Genomic DNA, 24,217 nt, shown 5'->3' on the forward strand with positions numbered 1-24,217 from the left:
TCCCGTCACCTTTTTTAGCAATACCAAAATATCGTTTTGTGGAAGAAATATCCACCCCAAAGATCCACTAACAACTGTATTACCCTCCACCTTTTCAAAGGAGATTCCACTTCCTTTATAAAGCCAATGCCTGACACCCCAGGGGGTGTTTTTTAAGCACCTTATAAGGTGTTGGCCAGACACCTTATAAGGTGTCTGCTTGCGACCTCTTAGGGTGTCTGACAGACACCTCGTAAGGTGTCTTTTAGACACCCTCATGGGTGTTCATCCACAACATTGAAGTCTATTGGATAAACCATGGGAATACTACTCCCCATAAAATCGATCCTAACGCTTGAACATTGAATGGTTAAGATGCATCTCCGTAGCTGAAACGAACTTAACAATGGTCAAAACCTACGACACAGTCCCTTCCTGCCTCAATTCGTTAAATGATTTTATCGTATTTATTGATCGAATGGAACTCGCATGGCTTACCAAAAATTTTATCCATATTCTTTGGGGGCAACAATTGCCATGCTCGTTTCGTTCCAATCATTAAACAAATCCGAAAAATTTTTTATCTACAATATCTCTCAACAACGTCCTTTGGGCATTAGAACAGAAATAAAGGATTACAACTCAAGACTCCCAACATATTCAACAAATTTCTCATAAGAGGGAAATCCTTCTTCCTTCTCACAGGCAGAAGTAACCCATAACGACAAATACTTACAAGGTTTTGAAACCAATTCAAACTGATCCTTCTTTTTGGAAATGCTAGCAAAATTATCAGGATGATAAATGATGGCAGCACCAATATTCATTTGAAAGGCGGCCACATCTTCAGGATGAATTCCCCAAGTACAGATGAAGTTATTGCCTTGTTTTGTTTTGGTTTTCTCATGGTAGTTTATTCCGGTTAGAAAATGAACAGGTTTATCGGAAAAGGCAAAGGCTTCAACTTTCGCTTCCCGAAATCCAGAGAAAACTGTTACTCGAACCAAAATATCAAGTGAATCACCCATATATGGAACATTTTCCGAAAGCATTTCCATATATGATATATTGGCCTCTTTTCGAACATGTGCCGTTCTTTTGGATACAGGATTAAGAAAAACCGACTCCTTTTTCACCGGATCCCACAATCTGACGCCCCCCATACCGACAGTAGAACCAACCTTGTACTGATCAGCGCCCCATCCTTCTTTTTGTTGCTTTTCGGTAGGATACCACTCCGCTTCAGCCAGTTCTAATCCCGGACGAGTTTTATTATAAACATCTACTGCTACTTTATGATCAAAATAAAGTCGAAGCCCCATCCATTCATTCTCAATTGCAGGTCCATGATGCGCTAATTTTTGATACAAATCACCACTTTCAGATACAATCTCAGATTCCTGCTGGGTGCTGCCCTTCCATTTAAGACTGATATCAGTCATGTTTTGAGCATTAATACTCAGGCAAAAGAACACCAGTGCAATAAATACCAAATTTTTTTTCATTTTTACTCTATTAGTTTAAACTTAAAATCTTCTTTTTTCTCGATAACATTTCCGTCACTCAAAATAACCTCAACTGACTATTTAAAACATTGGACTCTCCCTTGCTTAATCTTGGAGCAGCCCATTCATCCAAAGTTCAATATTAGTATAAATTTCGGAAAGCGTAAAACTTGAAGCATCGGAAGGATCGCTTTTATCTAGGCCATTGGCATCTTCCCAGTCATCGGGCAGTCCATCGGCGTCCTGGTCACTGGCAGCTACTGTTTCCATTATAACAGGCCAACCACCCACGTCAGTTTGAGAATCAATGATACCTCCATGTCCATAGGTTGCAGTCCCAGTTCTCACCTCATGAATAATCCTCTCGTCCACAGAATCCCTTTTTAGTGAAGCGCCTGCGTGATTCAAAACTTCATCATAGGCATCCAAAGCATTTAATGGCTCATAAGCTGAAATCTCAAAAGGGCTTTCCACCAAGAAAGATGCAACCTCCACATCTTTTACCTTTACGCCTAATGAATTCTTCGCAGTGATTCCTTCATTGTTAAAAAGAATATTTCCAGAAATCCAGTACTTCCCATAGGGTTTATAAGGTTCAAAAAAATTTCTTCCTGCACTTTTTGTTGTTGCCGGACCGGGTTTAAAATAATTATTAATGATACTGTAATGCCCAGCCTCTCCCCCATACATGCACTTGAACTGCCAGTTATAAACCACATTGTTTACCAATTCGGCACGTTCCAGTTCAGGTTCTTTATGGTACCTGCTACCCTGAAAACGTGGATTACGACTGGTATTATGAGCCAGTAGGTTCCCAATAAAGGAAGCTGTTTTACCACCCCATATACCACCGTAACCATGGTCTCCTTTATGATGAACCGAATGGTTCATGCTTTCGCTTATGATACACCATTGCACAGTCACATTTTCGTTATCATACACCGAGCAAACCTCATCACTTCCCCAGCTGAAACTACAATGATCAATGATTACATTTCGATTATTAGTACATGTAAAGGCATCCATTTCTTCACCTGCAATATCTCCAGGCCGCACTCTCAAATAACGAACAATAACATTGTCTCCTTTAATCTTCAGAGGATACCCGCGCAGACAGATTCCCCCACCAGGTGCCGTTTGACCAGCAATGGTAATGTCTCCATTATTTACGTCTAAAGGTGATTTTAAATCGATATATCCCGATACTTTAAACACAATTATCCTTGGTCCGTGTTTGCGAACGGCATGCCTAAGGCTTCCAGGACCGGAGTCATTCAAGTTAGTCACCAAAATAATTTCGCCTCCTCTTCCTCCTGTGGTAAATTTCCCAGCACCCAAGGCCCCGGGGAAGGCAGGAACAGAATCAACCTCTTTATGGCTCCCCCTAGCCGAACATGCACAAATAAAAATTCCTAACCAGAGAATAAAAACAAGCAAATAAGAATGTTTCATCATCTATCGATTTAATTCAATGGCCGCAAGAATAAAAGGCGCTACCCCTTTGGGGTCGTTATCTACCTGCTTCTCGGTAGTGTAATATTCAAACGATCCATCTCTATAAGGGTTTCCACCTAATCCACAGGGGCCACAAATGTGATGCATAGTAACCAACCCATTTTCATCCACGGAAATCAAATTTTCCAGTATACCGTCAAAAACTTCATTCGCCACATTCAGATAGGCTTGGTCCAGATATCCTTTATTAGCTCCTTTGGCAAATGCATAAGCAAACATGGCACTTCCCGATCCTTCAATATAGTTTCCTTCACGATGGCCTAAATTCAACACCTGAAACCAAAGGCCGGTTTCTTCATCTCGCACTTTAAGAAGAGCATTCGCAGTTGACTGAAAGACAGATATCATAGAATCTCTTTGCGGATGAGTTTCGGGCAAATATTCTAGCACATCCACAATAGCCATCATATACCATCCCATAGCCCGACTCCAAAAATTCGGTGAACAACCGGTTTCCGGGTTTGCCCATCGTTGTTGCTTACTTTCATCCCAGGCATGGTACAATAGACCGGTTTGTTTGTCGTGAGTGACCTTGTAAGTTAAAAGGATCTCATGAGTCACCTCTTCAAACCATTCCGGGGCATTAAATTCCCGAGCATACTGTGCCAGAAAAGGTGTCGACATATAAACTCCATCCAGCCATATTTGCCAAGGATAAATCTTCTTATGCCAATATCCACCACTGTTGGTTTTTGGATGTTGGCGCATCTGCTCCACATGAAGTTCAATGGCTTTTCGGTATTTGTCATGCCCGGTGCGCTTGTAGACGGTAATAAGATTTTTGGCCGGATTGATACGATCAATATTAAATTCTTCCGGTCTATAATGCCGAACAGTTCCTGATTCAGTCACAAAATAATTCACATAATCTTCCATGTATTGAGAATAAACCGAATCGACATGACCTAATTTATCAATGGCCTGTCCTAACATGGCAATATCGTACTGCCATTTTATTTTTTCAGGATTTAGGTAACTTACCAAAGAAGGATACCTGGTCATAACGGAATTGGCCATCTTGACCGACCATTTTAGGTTATTTTTTTTGGCTTTAGGACTCTGACATCCTATTCCACTCCCTAAACAAATAATTACAAAAAGAAAAAACAGCTGTTTCATAATGATTATTCAAAAAAAACATTAAACATTCCCAGTAAAACTAATCTAAAAATTGCATAATTAACCTATTCGAAAAAAAATAACGAGGGTGTCTAAAAACTCAAATAAACTCTTGTGCATTTCATGGACTCTATGCAACCACCTAAATTTCAAAGACTCACCAAATCAACACAAAATCCTAAAGAGTAAAAATTTGCCTTTTTAGACACCCTCTAAAAAAATCAGTTAACCCATCATGGGATCCATCTCCTATCACCAATTTGATAAAAGATAATATCTTCTTGGGAAACAGTGAAATCTGCATTGGCAGGATCAGCAAATTCAGGATCCACAGTCAGGTAGGTTGTACTACCATCAAAATGCGGGAAACTGTTGTCATACAAATTAGGTGAATTATGATAATTATTTCTGTCGAATTCAACAATATTGGTTTGGGATTGACGGGAATAGTTTGCCAAAACATTACTAAACAAATTGTTTCTTACAAAAATCGAATGATCGGCATGCCGAACATACATAATCCGTCGTGTTGTCCCTTCTTTATTTATTACGTTATACAACGTATTATTTTCAAAGGTAACCACACAGCTATTTCCAGGGAAATTATCTGAGCCATCGTCATCCATACGAATTAAATCACGGTCGGCAGCACTGTTGTAGACAGTATTATTAATAAAATCAAGTTTTTTGGTCATACCACCTCTGAAATCAATGAAGTCTCCCCCATTACATTCTATGTCTGAATAAATAGTATTTGTAATAGAAACAGACTCAATCAATACAGCCTTACTGGCATAGAACACACCTTTGGTATAATTGGATATTTCACAGCCATCGATAACGACCTTACCGTAGGGTGTAGATAATTCTTCATCGTAAATAATAGTTTGATTTCCGTCTGATGTAGAACCATCCAAAATCAAATTTCTCAGTTCGAGGCCTGCACCGCCACTCATTCGAATAATTGCACCTTTAATAACTGGTTTCTGGTTGGGATAAACCCCTTTTAAGGATACTGTTTTGCTCACTCCAATATTACCATCTATGACATATTCGCCAGGCATCAACGCAAAAGCGTCATCTGGTTCAGCATTATCAATAATTGCTACCAGATCATCCTCTGGGAATACCTGAATGGCACCACCCAGATCGATGAGGGTTCTAAAACTAATGGTACCTCTCGTATCGTTATCCCTCTTCATGACTGCAACATAATCGGTTTCACTGGACAAGCCTTCGATAAGAGCAGCCCCCTCAGCAATTTCCTCATCGGTAATATTATGAACCAAATTCCCCGGGGCAATTGTAATGGTTGTGGCCACTTCCCCTGGAGGCCATCGTAAAATAACGGAATTATGGGTCAAATCATCAGGATCTACATCATAGAAAATTTGTTCGGTCCCTGTTTCAAAAGCAGTACTCACCCATTTAGAATCAGCAATATTCTCAGCAACCGCCTTCACCCTCACCGAATATTCCGTATCTCCTCTGAATCCTGGTTCTAGGTAAGGTAAATCTTTCATGGTTAAGCCTGATTTGGTTTTAACAGGCGTACCGGCAAAATCTTCATTTCCATTTTCATAAAACTCTACCTCATAGCTTTCGGCATAATTCACAGCATCCCAAGTCAATCTCACAGAAGTCTGATTAATAACCCTCACTTCCAGATTGGTTGGAGAAAACAGACGGCTCAATTCGAGATCCGTAATTTCTGGATCAATGTCGTCGGAACATCCATAAAAACCAATCATTCCGACTGTACCCAACAATATTATTAAATATTTAAATATTGTGTTCATAAGTCTAATTTTTTAATTCATAATCGTTCAGTTTGCAACCATTATTTCCATCAGGACTATCTTCATATAACTCACTGATATGAAAATATTCATACAACAAAGTTTGACACATTTCCCTTTTTAACCAACTTTCTTGTGATGGTTGTTCCATAACTGGATCATAATATTTTAAATTCATACATACCTACCACTGCAGAAGAGGTTAGTATCCGTAACCATCGTTGTTTAACATTCCGTTACTTGTATCGACAAATACCTGCCAGATAGGCCAGTATTGCTGTGCATCCGGATTACCTCTGTAAAGGGCATCCCAATAAGTAACCAGATCACCTTCCGATTCCATGGTCCATGTTTTACTTTCAGCATAACCTAAAGCAGCCCCTTCTTCATCGGTATCTCCAAAATTTAATCCATAAATTTGCACTGTTTCGCCATCCTCAGCGGTTTGGAAATAAATGTTTTGTGGCAGATTGGCATATTTGCCCTGGCGATTTTCCAGCTGTTCCAGCTTTTCGGCGGATTCTTGCAATTTTTGACCCAAAAGATTCCATCGTATCAGATCGGCTTTCCGAAGTTTTTCTCCCACAAATTCTAATGCCCTTTCATCCACAATAGCATTAAAGAAAGCTTCTTTGCTGACAGTTACTTCAGACATATAAGTCTCCACCTTTTCGGGATTATTAGGAAATGCCCTTTCGCGCACAGTCCTCAGATAGGGAGCAGCTGCCTCTGGACCATCGAGCTCGTTGATGGCATCGGCTGCCATTAACAACACATCAGAATATCTCATATAAAGAAAGTTCAAGCCATCATCGTTGGGGGCCTCTACTCTTCTTCCTGACTCCTCAAATAACCATTCATATCTATATTTTCCAAAATAAAACTTATTCAAATTGGTTGGTACTTGCACACCATTGGTCCACTCATAAGGAACACAAGAAATATCCCGGCGTACATCATCCACGTCAAAATCGTAGAATATAGAAGGATTTGGACCATTGCTTCCACCTCTATTTTGACCGGTATATTTATCGGTAGTAGTATGTCTTACACCCAAATCAAAGATAACCCGTCCTCGGCCGGCATCGAATGGAATTTCCCATAAAATTTCTTTCCCAGCAACATAGTCTTCCCGATGCAAAGATCTAAAAACCCCTTCAAAGGTTTCCAGCTGTGCAGTACCACTATTTATAACATCCAAGCATTCTTTTTTGGCAATTTCGTACATTTTATCTGGAGCCAGATCCGGATCATTGCTTCGGCGAATTCCATCAGGTCTTTGTCCAAAACCACCAGCTGCCAAAGCCAAGCGGGCCCTTAAACCTTTCACAAAAGCCTTATTAATGCGCTCTGTAGAAGAAGTTATTTCCGTTTCATTAGGCCATGCAACCAATTCGGCAGCTTCTTCCAAATCAGCTAGCAACTGTTTATAAATAACATCTCTGTCAGCTCTGGGCAAATACACTGTTTCTGCATTAACAGGTTCAAACCTTGCAGGGACATCACCCCATGCACGAAGAAGATCATTATAAATAACCGCCCGAAGGGTCAATACTTCTCCAAGCAATTGAGCCATATGTTCATTATCCTCAATATCTCCATAGGTTCGCAATCCCCGGATAGCGATATTAGCACGTTCAATACCTTCATAAAACTTTGCCCAGGCATTATTTTCAGTATTCATATTACCATTGTTCACATTGGTATTATAGTTTGATAACCTGGCTTTATCTCCATCCACATCTTTCAATGAATGGGTCACTTCAGTATCCGTATTCATTCCATAATAAAGAATAAAACGCCCCCTGTAAGAATTGGTTTCGCCAAAAGAATGGATAATACCTGCCACGGCTCCTTCTGCGAGACTGGGATTAGAAAATATCACAGATTCATCAAGAGAAGATTCTGATTCAACTTCCAGAGCCTCCTCACATGAGGTCGCTATTCCTGCCAGAATTACCATCCATATGATTTTATATAAAATATTTTTCATCGCTAATTATTTTTCTAAGTTATTGATCGAACATAACTCACATAAAGACAATCATAAAAATCTCCACAAAAACAGGATTAGAATGTCAAATTCAAACCAAGCACAAAGGATCTGCTTTTCGGATAGGCTGAATAATCAACACCTGGTGTTAAAGGCGTTTTTCGACGAGTAGAAACCTCCGGATCGAAACCGGAATAGTTGGTCCAAACAAAAACATTATAACCACTGGCATAAACCCTTAGATTTTGGATTCCGAATCTTGACACAAAATTGTCAGGAAGAGAATATCCCAAAGTAAGAGTATTGAGTCTCAGGAAAGAACCATCTTCGACTGCCCAATCTGAAAAAACATATCTCTGCATATAAGGCGACCACAAGGTGGTATTTGCATTCAGGGCAGCCAGCTCTTCCGGATCGTTGCTAATAGTTCCATCTTCTCTAAGGTTGGTCCATCTCTTTCCATCCTGCATAATTGTCAACATATTGCGCGAATGGTATTTACTCGTCGATGAATATTCAATTTTATTGGCATTATAAACATCATTTCCGTAGCTCCAGTTAAAGGCTGCAGATAGGTCAAACCCGTATGCCCTGGCATTAATTGTTAAACCGCCTGTATGCAAAGGATTGGCATCACCAATTTCCACTCGGTCATCCACATCCACTAAATCATCGCCAGTTTCATCATATAATTTCAATGATCCTGGTCGCAATGTGCCTACAACAGGAGAACTGTCCACCACTCCTTCTTTAAGAATCCAGGCACCATCTACGTACCCCTGAAAATCATCCACTTCATATCTACCGTCATTTCTATACCCCAACATCTTTCCAACAGATCCCCCTTCGGCCACAATGTAATCTGCCCCGATTTCGGTAGATGCCCAACCAGATGCCTGAGTAAATGTATCCATCTGCCCCAAAGAAATAATCTCATTTTTATTAAAACCGATGTTTCCACTAAAGCTCAATCCAAAGTTGGGATTATTTACAGCCACCCAATTTAAAGAGACTTCGATTCCTTTATTTTGGGTTTCTCCCATATTTCGGTATTGATTATCATATCCGGTCCCCGGTGTTGGAAACTGAATCAGCAGATCCTCAGTATTGTTAATATATCCTTCGAGGGATCCATTTAACCGACCATTAAACAAGATAAAATCAAGTCCCAAATTTCGAGTGATAGTAGTTTCCCATTTAAGGTCAGGATTGGCCATGGTTTTAGGGGCAGCCCAATAACTGTCAAAACCATTAACATAATTAGTGGTTTTGACCTCAAATGTCTGAACCATCTGTCCTGAAGGGATATTATTATTACCTGCTGTTCCGTAACTAAAACGGAGTTTCAAATCGTCGAGCCAGTAAGCTACTGACTCCATGAAAGGTTCTGATGTCATACGCCAGGCCACAGCGGCTGACGGGAAATATCCCCAACGATTTCCTTCAGCAAATTTTGAAGAGCCATCAGCTCTAAAGGTTGCACTAAAAAGATATTTATCATCGAAACTGTAATTGGCTCGTCCAAAAAAGGAGAGAAGAATATCATCAGGATTAATATAGTTTTCGATGGAATGAGCGGCACCTTGTGCAGACAGTGCAGAAGCCTCCTCTAAAGTGAATGACTCAGGCAGCCCGTGAACAGTTGTGGTATGCGACTCCTGTTTTGTAACAATGTATTCTTGCCCCATCAATAAATTTAAACTATGCCTGTCACTCAGTAGATCATCAAAATCATAATTAACGGTATTGGTATTACGGAAAGAAGTTCTATCTCTTTTGGTAAATATTATCGCTGGTAATCCCTTATAATCAGAAGAAGGACGATCTTTCACATAATAGGTAGTTAAACCGTAAAACCGTTCATCATTAAACCGATAATCATCCAACCCCACTTCTGATTTAAAAGTCAAATTATCGAAGACCTCCCATCTAGCTGAGGCATTTATATTATAACGTTTCCGTCTTTGAAATCGATCATTATCTTTAATAGCAGTAACGGGATGGTACAAATTAAATTCCTGATCCGTTTCTCCTGAATCGGTCAACCCTGTAACAGGAAACGGTGGGTATATCATTGCATATTTCAGACGTGAATCGGCAGACGATATTTCATTTTGTTCATTAGCTCCACCACCTTCAATATCGATATCAGAATAACGAAAAGAAAAATCCAGCGTAACTTTATCGTGAGGTTTATTGCTCATTTTTAACATCAGGTTATCTCGTTTATACCCTGACATTTTCATAATAGCCTCATCATCCATATGACTGTAACTGAACGCATAATTAGTTTTATCACTACCTCCGTTAATGCTCAGGTTGTGATTAAATGTAAAACCAATACGTCCAAACACTTGTTCCTGCCAATCGTTGCCTACTACTTCCCGATAAAGGTCCAAGTCCTGATAGTTTCCAAAAAAATTGGTATACTTCTCTGGTTCATTGGCTAAAAGAGATCTTTCATACTGAAATTTTGCATAATCATAAGGAGATAAAACATCCAGTGTATTGGCAATTTTCTTCCATGCAGTATAGGCATTATAATTAACTTTTACCTTTCCCTTATCCCCTCTTTTAGTTGTTATAATAACCACTCCATTTGCACCTCTGGATCCATAAATGGCAGTAGAAGAAGCATCCTTCAAAACATCTATTGACTCTATGTCGCTGGGCGCTATATCGGATATGCTTTCTACGGGGAATCCATCGACTATAAGCAGAGGCGTATTGTCTCCTGTAATTGATCCTCCCCCCCTTACACGAATGGTAATTTCAGCATCAGGAGATCCTTCGGTCGTGGTGATTTGGACCCCTGCCAGCTTTCCGGTAATAGCTTCAGCTGTGGAAGAAACGGGAATGTCCTGTAGGTTTTCTCCAGACACGGAAGCGACAGATCCTGTCAGATCACGTTTCCTGACTGTTCCATAACCAATCGCCACAACTTCTTCCAATCCAATAGATGTTTCTTCCAACTCCACATTAATAATACTCTGTCCACCTATCGGTATTTCTTGATCGGCAAAACCAATAAAACGGAAAATCAAAACATCACTTTGTGCATCATTAACGGTCAGAGAATAGGATCCATCCATATCAGAAACTGTTCCGGAGTTGGTTCCTTTAATTAGAATGTTGACACCAGGCAATGGTTCTCCGGAATTATCGGTAACCGTTCCCTGCACAACTTGCTGTTGCGCACTTCCCACCGATGGAAATACGATGAGTAGCAGCCAAATTAACAAACCTTTGAATAGATAAGTTTTCATCATAACAAATACTGATTAAAAAATGATTAACAGATATCAAGATGACTGACAATTATACATTTTTCACATTTGCTAATGTAATGCTACAATTGGCCATGTATATCTGAATAACTATCCGAAAAGGTGTTGTAAATTGTTAGTTAGAAGGGTAGACAAAACACTAAAACATTCTTTTCCAACAACAACCAACTAAAAGCAATTTAACTCAAATAAACAATTAGCTGAAAGGAAACAATGGTTTTTGAAAATAAACTCTCCAATGAAAAATCAATCAGATCCTCCAAGACCCAACGACCAACCTATGATTGGATTTTACGGAAAAATGGGGTAATAAATTTTACAGAGAAGTTAGGTAACAAGACATCTTGGTAGAATTATCATGATAACATTAAACGCAGAATTTTTAGACTTTAGCTAAATGAGATTTACCTGCAAAGATCCCAACCAATAGATTTTATTAATTACAGAAAATGAGTTTCGGCTCTATTCAATCAATCACTTCTAAAACTAGCATATATCATTGCACGTAATGGCTTTCTTACCTCCCATCCGAACAAGGAGCATTTACGAACAAGCCCACTCATTCACCATACCACATAAAAAAACGCTATCCAATACCAATGATGGATAGCGTTTTTAGCTTTTAATCTTCTTTTAATAAAGAAACTAAACTCTTTTCTCTTTAATCCGAGCTTTTTTACCGGTAAGTTCACGTAAATAGTAAATTCTCTTACGACGAACCTTACCTCTACGGTTAACTTCAACCTTTTCAATAAAAGGAGAATTCATTGGGAAGATACGCTCAATACCCACGTTGTTGGATATTTTACGAACGGTAAACCGTTTATTATTCCCGTTGCCTTTAATCTGGATCACTGTTCCACGGAAAATCTGAATTCTTTCTTTGTTTCCCTCTTTAATTTTGTAGTGAACCGAGATTGTGTCTCCTGCGCCGAATTCGGGGATCTCAACCCCGGTCTTAAAGGCCTCTTCAGCAACTTTCATCAAATCCATTTTCTGTGCTTTTGAAGATTTAACTTAACCGTGCAATATAACTGACACCTGAGTTCAGAAAGAGATTACACGAAACGGCTGCAAAAGTAATGCATTTGTTTTATATATTAAAGCTTTCCGCCTTCTTTTTCTTCAATTTTGTTTTCAACAACGCAAAATTCGCCTATGAGGTGAATTATACTATTTTTGTATGTCTGTTAGCCACACGTAAAATACGAAAATTTTATAATACCAAACTCTTTTTCACATGTCTGAAAATTCAGCAGTTTCCTGGTGGTATTGGTTTTACCAATTATATAAGTGGTTGATATTTATGCCTCTTTTTTTAGTCAGCTCAGTTGTCTGTGCTATCCTGGCCGCCCTTTTTTCCATAATGGTATCGCCCAATGCCGGAGACTTTTGGGGAAAAGCATGGGCAAAAATAACTTGCTGGATCACACCGGTCAAAGTTAATGTCCACGGACGAAAAAATGTTTCCCCCGGACAATCCTATGTAATTGTGGCCAATCATCAAACCGGATTCGACATTTTCATGCTATATGGCTATCTCGGTATTTATTTTAAATGGATCATGAAAAAGGAGTTACGTAAAATTCCTTTCATCGGGTTTGCCAGTGAAAAGGTAGGACATATCTTCATCGATCGCACCTCGCCCCGACATGCCATGCAATCTCTGGAAGAAGCCAGAAACAAACTAACAGGAGGAACTTCGGTTGTCATCTTTCCAGAAGGCACTCGTAGCGAATCAGAAAAAATGAAACCGTTCAAACGAGGGGCTTTTAAGCTGGCGCTGGACCTGAGGCTTCCCATATTACCGGTAACCATTGTTAATTCTTGGCGTATTAAAAGACGTGGCTTTTTGAATATTATGCCCGGAAAAACAGCTCTGGTTATCCATCCCCCTATTGAAACTTCAGGTTTTATCAACAAGCCTGAAGAATTAATGGATTTAACCAGAAAAGCCATCAAAGAAGGTAACCATCTACAATTTACCAGATAATTTATTTATGAAAAAAAAAGCCGGAATCTGCCTTGTCATGATGTGCCTCATCGCTCTTGGCACTATTGCTCAAAACAAATATAGCATCGGAAACAAACGAATCATAAAAATTTATGAACAAGGGCGCAACGAATATGCGTCAGGCAATTATACCAAGGCTGAAGAGTTACTGGTAAAAGCCATGAACAAGGAGCCCCAATTCCTGGAACCAATGCTGTTGTTGGGAGATCTGTATCACACGAAAAAGGAATGGAAAAAAGAAATTAGCATTTTGCAAAAAGTACTTCAAACCGATTCTTTATTCTTCCTGCCCACCTATTTGAATATTGCCAATGCTGCCTTTTTTGCTCATGACTACGATATGGCTATTGGCTATTTGAAACGCTACAAAAAGGTTAATTCAGACAAAAATGCCATCAAAAGGGCCGACAGTATGATCAAACAAATATTGTTCGTAAAGCAAATCATGAACAATCCTTACGACATCACTCTCAAAAACGAAGGAACTAACCTCAATAGTGATTTCGACGAATATTGGCCAAGCCTTACTGCAGATGAGCAAACCATGGTCCTCACCGTTCTCTATCCGAGAGACATGAATCTCTATAAAGAAAAAAAAGACGCCCTACCAAAATCTTCCATGTTTTACCAAGAAGACTTTTATATTTCTCATGTGGACAGTTCCGGACAATGGAGGCCACGCAGTCTGTTGCCCGGAAAAATTAACACCAACAGTAATGAAGGGGCCCAGACCTTATCGGCCGATGGCAACAAAATGTTTTTCACCGGTTGTGGCCGACCCGACTCAAAAGGAAGTTGCGACATATACTTCTCACAAAAGACTGAAAAGGGTTGGAGTGAACCGGTAAATATTGGTGCCCCGGTAAATTCGCCCTACTGGGAAAGCCAGCCACATTTTTCGGCCGACGGGCGTACCCTGTTTTTCATCAGTAACCGCCCCGGTGGGCTGGGCGGCAAAGACATCTGGAAAGCCACTTTATTAGGTTTTAAAAGTGATGGAACACCATGGTTTGGCAACCTTGAAAATCTGGGAAAACCGGTAAACACCCCCAAAGATGAAAACTCACCCTTCCTTCACCACGATGGCCAAACGCTTTACTTTTCCTCCAACGGACATCGCGGTTTGGGCGGAATGGACCTGTTTGTAAGCAGGAAAATAGCCGCAGGACAATGGTCTGAACCGATCAATATGGGTTCCCCCATCAATTCCACCAAAGATGAGATAGGCCTGATTGTCACCGCAAAAGGATCAAAGGCATATTTCTCTACCGACGGAAAAAAGGCTTCCACAAGGGGGAAGGACATTTACAGCTTTAATCTTCCCCGGGACTTTCAGCCGACCCCGGTTCTTTATGTTAAAGGCAAAGTGTTCGATGCAGAAACAGAAGAAGTACTTCCGGCTCAATTTAACCTTATCAATCTGGAAACAGAAGAAGTTGTGGTAACCTCAGAAGGGAACAGTTCTTCGGGGCAATTCCTGGTATGTCTTCCTACGGGCGGGGAGTATGCCTTTAAAGCAGACCACCCGGGTTATCTCTTCTTTTCCGGTAATTTCGATCTCAAAGGTGACCATCCACTTGACCAACCTTATCATTTGGATATCGCTCTTCAACCCATAAAACAAGGTGCCCTGGTAAGGCTGGAAAATGTCTTTTTCGAAACAGATTCATACAATTTGAAATCTCAATCAACCATAGAACTTCAGGAAGTTGTATCGTTTCTCAAAAAGAATCCCATGGTAAAAATTAGAATCGAAGGACATACAGACAATGTGGGAACCGAAAAATACAACCTTCAACTCTCCATCAACCGAGCCAAATCAGTTTACCAGTACCTCGTCAATCAAGGTATTGACAAAACCAGACTTGAGTACCAAGGTTATGGATATAGCAAACCTGTCGACACCAACGAAACGGAAGAAGGAAGAGCAAACAACCGCAGGACGGAAATGCGCATTCTTTAAAATTTGAATATTTTGGCAATGTAGAATTATCAAAAAATAGAGTGTATTCAACTATTGTCATTTGAGAAACATTCGGGTAATAACATAGATAACATTTATACTGATGATACAGGCATGACAATGTGAGATTATCACAAAAGAATTAGGTATAAACCAGGAGTCATGCGCGTTCTATCAGGCCAATGAACTAACCTAATTTTATACTGATGAAAAAAAATCTGCTTTTTTTCATTATATATTTTATCAATTGGATGGTTACGTTCCCCAATCCGGTTGAATATGGAATCTCTGATATTCAATATTTCAACCGTAGGGAGTATGGTGGCGCCACTCAAAACTGGAACATTTCACAGGCCGACAACGGTTTGCTGTATTTTGCCAACAATAATGGCATTCTGGAATTTGATGGCACACACTGGCGTTTACTTCCTTCCCACCCCAACCTAATGAATAATCTTCCCCGATCAGTTTTTGCAGACAAAAACCAGATTTATATCGGTGCGGCCGACGAGTTTGGAGTCTATAAAAGGGATTCAACAGGAAATTTCCAATACAACTCTCTAACCGACCGATACAATGTTCCCGACATGGGAGATTTCTGGAACATACTAAAAAAAGAAAATCAAATTATATTTCAGTCTCATAATGGACTTTGTCTTTATTCCCCCGGGAAGTCAATTGATATTATTCCTTCCATCTCCCGAATTTCGGAAGCCTTTCTTGTTAATGGAATGGTACTGGCACACGATGATAGTGAAGGATTGATGGAACTACGAAATGGCAGTCTTTTTAGGATACCTGGAGGGAATAGATTCATCGGAAAAACAATCGGAGCCATCATACCAATTTCCGCCGACGAAATGGTCATTGGAACCATGGATGATGGTTTATATCTATGGAATACCGACGGAATAAGCCGATGGACAGTTCCCGCAAGCCACTTCCTCAAAGAGACCAACATTTTTTGTGGTACCAAAGCGGGAGACGACCTGGCTTTTGGCACCATTCAATCGGGGGTTGTCATCGTGGATACCTCCGGAAACATAAAGATGATTGCAAGCAAAGACAAAGGCTTGAACAACAACACTGCTCTTGATCTGTTTGTCGATCAGCAAAAAAATATTTGGGTCGCTCTCGACAATGGCATCGCACGAATCAATTATAATTCGGCCATCAGTTTCATCCAGGGATATTACGACATCGGAACCGGCTATTGCATGACCAAGAAAGGTGAAACCTTTTACCTGGGCACCAATCAGGCACTTTACACCATTTCAGGCGAAAAATTCAGAAGTCCAACCAAGGATAGAACAGATTTTCACCTGGTTAAAAACTCAAATGGTCAGGTATGGACTCTTTTTAAAGATAAAACAACCGATGAATTATTAATGGGGCACAATCTGGGTATTTTCCGAATCGAAGAGGATCGCGCTGACCTGATCTCTCCACCAGACCTTAATGGGGCATGGATTTTTAAATTTGTGCCTAACACCCACGATTTGCTAATGATAGGGACCTACACCGGACTCAACCTATTGAAAAAAGACAAAAACGGGCGATGGAAATATTTCAAAGCCGTAGAAGGTTTTTACGAATCTAGCCGATTCATAGAATGGGAGTCGGATAGCACCTTATGGATTGCCCATGGGTTGAAAGGACTCTTCAGGTTAACTTTAAGCCAAGACTACTCTCAGGTAACAAAGGTGGAGACCCCCAGTCATTTCGGTGGCATTGAAGACATTCAGGGGTTTTCATTATCGAGGATCGACAACAAAATTGTCTTTACCTCACCAAACGGTATTTACTCTTTGTCCGATTCCTCTTCATTTACCAAGCATCCTTTGGAATCCTTCTTTCCCAAAGATGGGCCATTCCCTGTTCAGTTAAAACAAGACCCATTCAACAACATTTGGTTCTTTGCCGACAACGGAGTTGGTGTTTTGCGCCTCCAAGAAGACGGATCTTACAAAAAAATTGACAATCCGCTAATCCCATTTAAAAACAAGTTGGTCAATGGATTTGAATCGGTTTTTGTTTTGAATAAAGAAACGGCATTCTTTGGGATAGAAGACGGTTTTGGACAATACTCGGCCACCAATGAAGTAAATTATAATCAACCATTTCAAGCACATATCCGCGGTTTCAGGAGTCAAAAAAATCCCGATCTAATCTTTTACTCCCACAGCGATACGGGATCTCAGAAATTTGTACCGAGGTTTAAATTCAAAAATAATGCTTTCGACATAACCTTTTCGGCCACATGGTTCGGAGGTGGAGAACCGGAATATTCCACACTTTTGGAGGGCTTTGACACCGACTGGTCGCCCTGGTCTGAAATCAAAAACCGTCAATACACCCGACTTCATGAGGGCGATTATACCTTCAAAGTGAAAGCCCGAAATGTTCATGGCGTACAAACTATGCCCGCCTCTTTTAAGTTTATCGTTCTACCACCATGGTATCGAACCACCTGGGCAAAAACAATCTATTTTGTCCTGGCAGCCCTACTCGTACTCCTGATAATAGGGATCACCAATAGAATTGTTGAAAAAAGCCGGCAGCGTGAAATTATGCAGCAAAAAATGAAGTATCGCGAACGGGAAGAACAACTTAAACGGCAAACTCTGGAAAAAGAAAAGGAGATGATCCGACTCCGAAATGAAAAACTGAGGGATGATATGAAACACAAAGAAAAAGAGTTGGTCAGCTCTACTATGCATATCATTCGAAAAAATGACTTCCTGATAAAAATCAAAGATGAGCTTCAAAAAATAAAAAAGACTAACGACAAAAACCTAATAGATAAAAAAGTCGCCTCGGTTATCCGGCAAATTGACCGGGATATTGACAACGAAGCTCATTGGAAACAGTTTGAAACCCATTTGGAACTGGTTCATGAAGATTTCCTGAAACGCCTGATTGACCAACACCCAAACCTGACCGCCAGAGAACTCAAACTGGCCGCCTATTTACGAATGAATATGACTTCCAAAGAGATCGCTTCTCTAATGAACATCACCGCCAGAGCGGTAGAAAACAATCGCTATAAGCTGAGGAAAAAAATCGGTCTTACACAAGGCCACAATCTGGTCGAATACATCATGAAAATCTAATTTCTCCCCGACATCTTTCCACAAATAAAAACCGGACAATCCTTAGACTGCCCGGCTATACTAAAAACTATAGGAGGAATTTTTAGACGATTAAATTAATAGGCCATAAAACCGTCAGGCCATTAGACCGTTAAACGGTTAACCCCATAGACCATTTGATGGTTAGGCCATTCGTTGTTTGGCGGCTTTAAGAGTGTTTATCAACAAGGATGCACGTGTCATCGGCCCCACACCTCCCGGTACGGGGGTAATAAAACTACTTTTGGGTGCCACCTCATCAAAACGAACATCGCCCATGAGTTTAAAACCCGATTTGGTCTTATCGGAAGGAACACGTGTGGTTCCCACATCGATAACCACGCCTCCTTCTTTCACCATATCCTCGGTCACAAAACCGGGGCTGCCAAGAGCTGCAATCAAAATGTCGGCCTGCCGGCAAATTTCTTTTAAATTTTGCGTGCGACTATGACATACCGTAACAGTCGCATTGCCATAATCACTTTTTTGAGATAATAATACGCTCACGGGACGCCCCACTATATTACTTCTGCCCAGCACCACCACATGTTTTCCGGATGTTTCAATCCGGTAGCGTTTTATAAGTTCAACGATACCTTGCGGGGTGGCAGACACAAATCCGGGCAAACCCATGGTCATTTGCCCCACATTCTGAGGGTGAAAGCCATCCACATCCTTTCGCGGATCAATGGCAAGGGTTACCTTCTCTTCTGAAATATGTTTGGGAAGGGGTAACTGTACAATAAATCCATCCACCCCTTTATCCTTATTAAGGTCGTCAACACATTTCAACAACTCATCTTCCGTAACATCATCTTCATAGCGTATCAGTGTTGATTTAAAGCCAACCTCTTTACAATCTTTGATTTTATAGGCCACATAACTCTCACTACCACCGTCGTGTCCCACAAGAACAGCCACCAAATGCGGTTCCCGAATCCCCTGGGCTTTCATCGTTTTCACTTCTTCGGCAATTTCGGCCTTAATATTATGTGCTGTAGCTTTTCCGTCGAGTAATTGCATAATATTTATATTAAAAACAAAAAAGGAGAAGTCGCTTCAAGCGCTCTTCTCCTTTTTGCCATTTTTATTTTCGTCCCATCATGAAACTGTTCATCATTTTGGAGAGGTTTTTTCCTTGCGTCATCATACGCATTGCTTTGCGCGTATCTTCAAACTGCTTAATCAGCCGGTTAACCTCCTGTATGGAAGTACCACTTCCTGCCGCGATTCTTTTGCGACGGCTTCCGTTGATGATGGAAGGTTGTTGCCGTTCCAGTGGCGTCATCGACGAAATAATGGCTTCTACCCCCTTAAAGGCATCGTCATCAATATCCACATTTTTCAGCATCTTTCCCATGCCGGGAATCATGGCGGCCAAATCTTTCAGGTTACCCATCTTTTTGATTTGGCGTATCTGACCCATAAAATCATCAAAGTTGAACTGATTCTTGGCAATCTTTTTCTGAAGCTTTTTGGCTTCTTCGGCATCATATTGTTCCTGGGCTTTCTCAACCAACGAAACGATATCACCCATACCCAGAATTCTGTCGGCCATTCGGGAAGGATGGAACACATCCAGGGCATCCATCTTTTCACCCATTCCCACAAACTTAATGGGTTTTTCAACCACACTGCGGATAGAGATGGCCGCACCACCTCGCGTATCACCGTCGAGCTTAGTCAGCACAACGCCATCATAGTCGAGCCGGTCATTGAATTCTTTGGCGGTATTCACCGCGTCCTGACCGGTCATGGCATCCACCACGAAGAGTGTTTCTTGAGGTTTCACAGCTTCTTTAATGGCCGAAATCTCATTCATCATCTCCTCATCGATGGCCAAACGTCCCGCGGTATCGATAATGACCACATCATGACCTTTGGCTTTGGCTTCTTTGATACCTGCCTTGGCAATTTTCACCGGATCGGTATTCCCCTCTTCGGTATATACCGGCACTCCGATCTGCTCACCCAGCACTTGAAGCTGGTTGATAGCTGCCGGACGATAGACGTCACCGGCCACCAACATAGGGTGCTTGCCACGCTTGCTCTTAATCAGATTGGCCAGTTTTCCGGAAAAGGTCGTTTTCCCCGATCCCTGCAAACCGGCAATCAGAATAATGGCCGGGTTGCCTTTCAATTCAATATCGGTAGAGGTTCCCCCCATGAGTTTGGCCAACTCATCATGGACAATCTTTACCATCATCTGCTGAGGCTTAACGGCGGTCAGCACGTTTTGTCCCAGCGCCTTTTCCTTTACCGTTTCGGTAAAACTCCTAGCCGTTTTGTAGTTAACATCGGCATCGAGCAAGGCACGACGAATATCTTTGAGGGTTTCGGCCACATTGATTTCCGTTATCCGACCCTGTCCTTTCAGTATCTTAAACGATCGTTCCAGTCTTTCCGACAGATTCTCAAACATCCTGCTTCAGGTTTAAATTTGGGTGCAAAAATAAAAAAATATCTGTGATAAAGGAAGCAATGACCGATATCGATCCATGGATATGGAAAAAAGAGATGGAAAGTGAAGCCTTAGCCCAAATTATTTCTGACAAACAATCTTTTCCATCACCTGATTGGTCCGGGCCGCTGTTTCACCGGTACTGACACATTCTTCGTTACCCCGGATGCTTTCCACAACATTACGAATCAAGTTAAACTGAATATTTTCAGGGTTGATATAGGGAAACTCCAGAAAGTTATGACCATTAAACAATAATACCGGCTCATGCCCAAAGGCAGAAAATTCTATTCGTCCTTTTGTGCCAATAATCTCCATAACATCCCGGGTCGAAGAATTATCACTGACAAAACTCCAGGTACCACTGCCCAACACACCGTTCTCAAATTCCATGTGAGCCACCAACGTATCTTCCGCCTTATAATAACCCCCAAAGTTTTTGGCGATCCCCGAAACTTTGGTGATAGGACCAAACAAATAATCCAAAAAATCGAGCTGATGCGATGCCAGATCATAGAAGATCCCTCCTCCGGCAATTTCGGGCTGCACCCTCCAGGCCTGATCTTTCACGCTGGTCTCTTCCGGTCGGGGGGGACGAATCAGCATGACATTAACCACCAGCGGGGTTCCAATGGTGCCATCCTGAATCAGTGTTTTTACTTTGTTAAATCCCGGCAGCGTACGCCGATAGTAAGCCACAAAAAGCGGAACACCTGTTCTTCGGCTCACGTCATTCATCTCCAGGCATTGCTGATAGGTGGCCGCCATCGGTTTTTCCACATAAACCGGTTTACCGGCCTCCATGGCTTTGATGGCATACTCTGCATGGCTCGAGGGAGGGGTAGCAACATATACGGCATCCACATCAGAATCATTAATCAAAGCATCGGCGTCGGAATACCATTTGGGTACGTTGTGACGCCGGGCATAATCCATGGCCAGATTTTGGTCTCGACGCATGACTGCCACCAACTGCGATGCTTCCACCTTGTTAAAGGCCGGCCCACTCTTGAATTCGGTAACATTACCGCATCCAATAATGCCCCATTTTATCATTTTCTTCATCTATTACAATTCGGTTTTTAAGGTTTGGCAATACAAAAAACCAGTTAAAAAGGTTTACTTGTCAAGCAAAAATACCTTTAATTTTCTTACTATACTTGCGTTTAAGAAGCATGAATGAAAAAATCAGAAAATCCATTATTTGGCCTCTGCTAAAAAAAAAGAAATAATTATCACTTTTGTTCATGGTTTGCATCGTTAAATTTGTCGCATGATTTTCAAGATCATTAATAAGGTAAAAACAACGCCCGTTGCCCCACTCAACAGACCCGAAAAGGTATTGTATGATATTATCGGGGATGTTCATGGGCACGCTCGTGAGCTCCAACTGCTCTTAAAGCAGATGGACTACCGGAAAATCAACGATGTTTGGTTTCATCCCGAACGTAAGGCTGTGTTTGTGGGCGACTTCACCTGCCGGGGCCCGCAAACCAGAGAAACCATAAACATCATTAGATTAATGGTGGAAAACGACAGTGGATTAGCCATTCTTGGAAACCATGAGATGAATGTAATCGGTCATTTCACCAAAAACGGGGACAATCAATCCTTTAAACCGGCTACCGGATCCAACAAAAGGCTCATGGACAATATTCGGGCTGAATATATTTATGAACGTGAGCAGCTGAAAGCCGACCTCAAATGGCTACGGCGGCTCCCCTTCGCCATTGACCTGGGCCCCATTCGGATTGTACATGCCTACTGGAACCCATCACATCTGGAACGCATCGAACAGCGTCGGACCAAAAGAAAGCTGACCAAAAAATTACTCCTTGAGATTTTTTCTCCCGATACCGAGCTGGGAAAAGCGGTTCGTCAAACCACGAGAGGCATTGAAATCAACCTACCTCACGACCTGATCATCAAAGATCAAAAAAATATTCGTCGCACCAGCTTCCGCGTGAAGTGGTGGGAACCACCCTACGGAAAGACTTTCCGGCAAATGGGGTTTGGAAATAAGTTTATTCTTCCAGAATACACGGTCCCTCCCGAAATCATTATACCGTTCGATGTATATCCGCCCGATGCACCCCCGGTCTTTGTGGGACATTATTGTGTTCCTCCTTCACACATGATGCCGGCCGATAATGTTTGCTGTGTAGATAATTGTCTGGCCAATGGCGGACAGCTGGCGGCCTATCGATGGAACGGCGAGCCCCATCTTAAAATGACCAACTTTGTGTTTCAGAGGAAAAGAACCTTGGAATAGATGGTTCGATTAAAAGATAGGTGATCGTGAAAACTTAGCCTTCTTTCACCAACAGAGGCTTTCACCATAATTTCTCATAAACAGAAGACCTTCTATTACTGATTATTTCATTTCCCGAATAAACCGACTTTCTCCCACACCTTAAGGTATCTTTTCCCCATATCATTTTACATATTCCCCGTATCATTTTTAATGTTCCCCAGTCCAATTTATTTATTCCCCATAACGGGGAAGAACTGATTTGATACCGGGAATGGCAAAAAAGAAACAGAGAGTGATTTAATTCCTTATGAATCCCCCCGGAATAACCTCAATGAAACGAGCATGACCAAGACAGATGCTGTTTAGTGCAGCTTCCGGTAATGCGAAACATACCCTTTTCGACGATCGGGGAGATAACGAAAAACAAAGCGACCATGCACACGAATGGTTTTCACAGCCTGTGCCAGGTAAGTATAAGCGCGGTTTCTCAGGTCTTTCAATCGGTCTTGCTCTGCCATGTCGCGGGTTCGTTGGGCATATAACCCGGCCAGTTCTTCACTCTTTTGGGCCGCCAAATCGAGCAAACCGGCATCAACATTAATTTTCTCCAGCAATTCTTTTTTTTCTTTTCCGATGGCAGACAAATCACTGAGATGTTGAATCATTGCCACAATTTTCCTGTCATTTCTAATGGAGCGGGATATTCTTTTCCATTGCGGGTCGTCCCGAAAAGCAAAGTCGAAAAAATGAAGCAGACGCGTCCTAAGCCCGAAACCTTCACGGATTCTTTCCTTAAGGCATTGATTTCGTTCTTTTCGCGAACGGTAATGGTTTTGCCATACCCTCTCTGCCTGGGTGCAGGCAGCGATTCTCACGGGCAGCGAAGCAACCACCGACCAGTCGAGGCCACTCCGGGTAAGGGCAACCTTATCGGCCTGACACCACTGATACAGGTTTTCAGCTTCCTGAAGCTCGGCCGCCACCGGGATGTGCGGATTCTTTACCTCCTCATCATGAATGGCCTCCAATATTGGCAACAATTGCTCAAATTCTTTGCAGGACATAAAGCTTTTCTTTTGATTCGGAAAAAGAAACGGGTCTTATAAAAAAAATATTATCAGCCTATACTGCAATGGCTGTCAAGCCATTTTACTCCTATAATTTGGGGCTGTGTTTCAAATCTACCTGTCAAACATC

General features: G+C 41.5%; 15 protein-coding genes. 4 read left to right on the forward strand and 11 right to left on the reverse strand.

Translation table 11 applies throughout. The features are described 5' to 3' along the window. Positions 1-614: 614 nt before the first annotated feature. From ACT29H_RS12355 to rplS, 7 genes are all read right to left on the reverse strand, one after another. Positions 615-1,484, reverse strand: a complete 870-nt coding sequence (locus ACT29H_RS12355) for a DUF4861 family protein (protein ID WP_444821943.1) — start codon at positions 1,482-1,484, stop codon at positions 615-617. Positions 1,485-1,589: 105 nt separating this feature from the next. Further along, entirely contained in the window at positions 1,590-2,939 is a 1,350-nt protein-coding gene (locus ACT29H_RS12360) for a pectate lyase family protein (RefSeq protein ID WP_444821944.1), read from the reverse strand. Continuing rightward, positions 2,940-4,016: a glycoside hydrolase family 88/105 protein gene (locus ACT29H_RS12365; protein WP_444821945.1), complete on the reverse strand. Its 1,077-nt coding sequence runs from the start codon at positions 4,014-4,016 to the stop codon at positions 2,940-2,942. 335 nt (positions 4,017-4,351) lie between these two features. Continuing rightward, positions 4,352-5,917, reverse strand: coding sequence for a fibronectin type III domain-containing protein (locus tag ACT29H_RS12370; RefSeq protein ID WP_444821946.1), 1,566 nt, complete (start codon positions 5,915-5,917; stop codon positions 4,352-4,354). Between the two features lie 202 nt (positions 5,918-6,119). After that, positions 6,120-7,910 (reverse strand): RagB/SusD family nutrient uptake outer membrane protein, encoded by a 1,791-nt coding sequence (locus ACT29H_RS12375; RefSeq protein ID WP_444821947.1) that lies wholly within the window; start codon positions 7,908-7,910, stop codon positions 6,120-6,122. Positions 7,911-7,987: 77 nt separating this feature from the next. Further along, the gene (locus tag ACT29H_RS12380; RefSeq protein ID WP_444821948.1) at positions 7,988-11,179 is read right to left on the reverse strand and encodes a SusC/RagA family TonB-linked outer membrane protein; all 3,192 of its coding nucleotides are present in this window, start codon (positions 11,177-11,179) and stop codon (positions 7,988-7,990) included. A gap of 663 nt (positions 11,180-11,842) precedes the next feature. Further along, complete coding sequence (gene rplS / locus ACT29H_RS12385; RefSeq protein WP_444821949.1) at positions 11,843-12,190, reverse strand: 50S ribosomal protein L19; 348 nt, start codon at positions 12,188-12,190, stop codon at positions 11,843-11,845. Positions 12,191-12,437: 247 nt separating this feature from the next. Here rplS and ACT29H_RS12390 point away from each other — a divergent pair, with 247 nt between their 5' ends. The 3 genes from ACT29H_RS12390 (at position 12,438) to ACT29H_RS12400 (ending at position 18,287) form a co-directional block, all read left to right on the forward strand. Continuing rightward, positions 12,438-13,190: a lysophospholipid acyltransferase family protein gene (locus ACT29H_RS12390; RefSeq protein WP_444821950.1), complete on the forward strand. Its 753-nt coding sequence runs from the start codon at positions 12,438-12,440 to the stop codon at positions 13,188-13,190. A 7-nt stretch (positions 13,191-13,197) separates the two neighbouring features. Beyond that, the gene (locus ACT29H_RS12395) at positions 13,198-15,174 is read left to right on the forward strand and encodes an OmpA family protein (RefSeq protein ID WP_444821951.1); all 1,977 of its coding nucleotides are present in this window, start codon (positions 13,198-13,200) and stop codon (positions 15,172-15,174) included. A 206-nt stretch (positions 15,175-15,380) separates the two neighbouring features. Continuing rightward, positions 15,381-18,287 carry a triple tyrosine motif-containing protein gene (locus ACT29H_RS12400; RefSeq protein WP_444821952.1) on the forward strand — a complete coding sequence of 969 codons (2,907 nt, stop codon included), beginning with the start codon at positions 15,381-15,383 and terminating at the stop codon, positions 18,285-18,287. A 162-nt stretch (positions 18,288-18,449) separates the two neighbouring features. Here ACT29H_RS12400 and ACT29H_RS12405 read toward each other — a convergent pair whose 3' ends face one another. The 3 genes from ACT29H_RS12405 to ACT29H_RS12415 all read right to left on the reverse strand — a co-directional run bounded on the left by ACT29H_RS12405 (position 18,450) and on the right by ACT29H_RS12415 (position 21,831). Further along, on the reverse strand, positions 18,450-19,328 hold the full coding sequence (locus ACT29H_RS12405; RefSeq protein ID WP_444821953.1) for a bifunctional 5,10-methylenetetrahydrofolate dehydrogenase/5,10-methenyltetrahydrofolate cyclohydrolase: 879 nt from the start codon (positions 19,326-19,328) through the stop codon (positions 18,450-18,452). Positions 19,329-19,392: 64 nt separating this feature from the next. Further along, a complete protein-coding gene (gene ffh / locus ACT29H_RS12410; protein ID WP_444821954.1) occupies positions 19,393-20,727 on the reverse strand; it encodes a signal recognition particle protein in 1,335 nt (444 codons plus the stop codon). 120 nt (positions 20,728-20,847) lie between these two features. Beyond that, positions 20,848-21,831, reverse strand: a complete 984-nt coding sequence (locus tag ACT29H_RS12415) for a Gfo/Idh/MocA family protein (RefSeq protein WP_444821955.1) — start codon at positions 21,829-21,831, stop codon at positions 20,848-20,850. 208 nt (positions 21,832-22,039) lie between these two features. Between ACT29H_RS12415 and ACT29H_RS12420 the strand changes: the two genes are divergently transcribed. Further along, the gene (locus ACT29H_RS12420; protein WP_444821956.1) at positions 22,040-23,038 is read left to right on the forward strand and encodes a metallophosphoesterase; all 999 of its coding nucleotides are present in this window, start codon (positions 22,040-22,042) and stop codon (positions 23,036-23,038) included. A gap of 344 nt (positions 23,039-23,382) precedes the next feature. Here ACT29H_RS12420 and ACT29H_RS12425 read toward each other — a convergent pair whose 3' ends face one another. After that, positions 23,383-24,084 carry a hypothetical protein gene (locus tag ACT29H_RS12425; protein ID WP_444821957.1) on the reverse strand — a complete coding sequence of 234 codons (702 nt, stop codon included), beginning with the start codon at positions 24,082-24,084 and terminating at the stop codon, positions 23,383-23,385. Between the last annotated feature and the right edge of the window lie 133 nt (positions 24,085-24,217).

Origin of the sequence: Thermophagus sp. OGC60D27 (assembly GCF_052400625.1) — a bacterium.
Lineage (GTDB): Bacteria > Bacteroidota > Bacteroidia > Bacteroidales > Marinilabiliaceae > Thermophagus.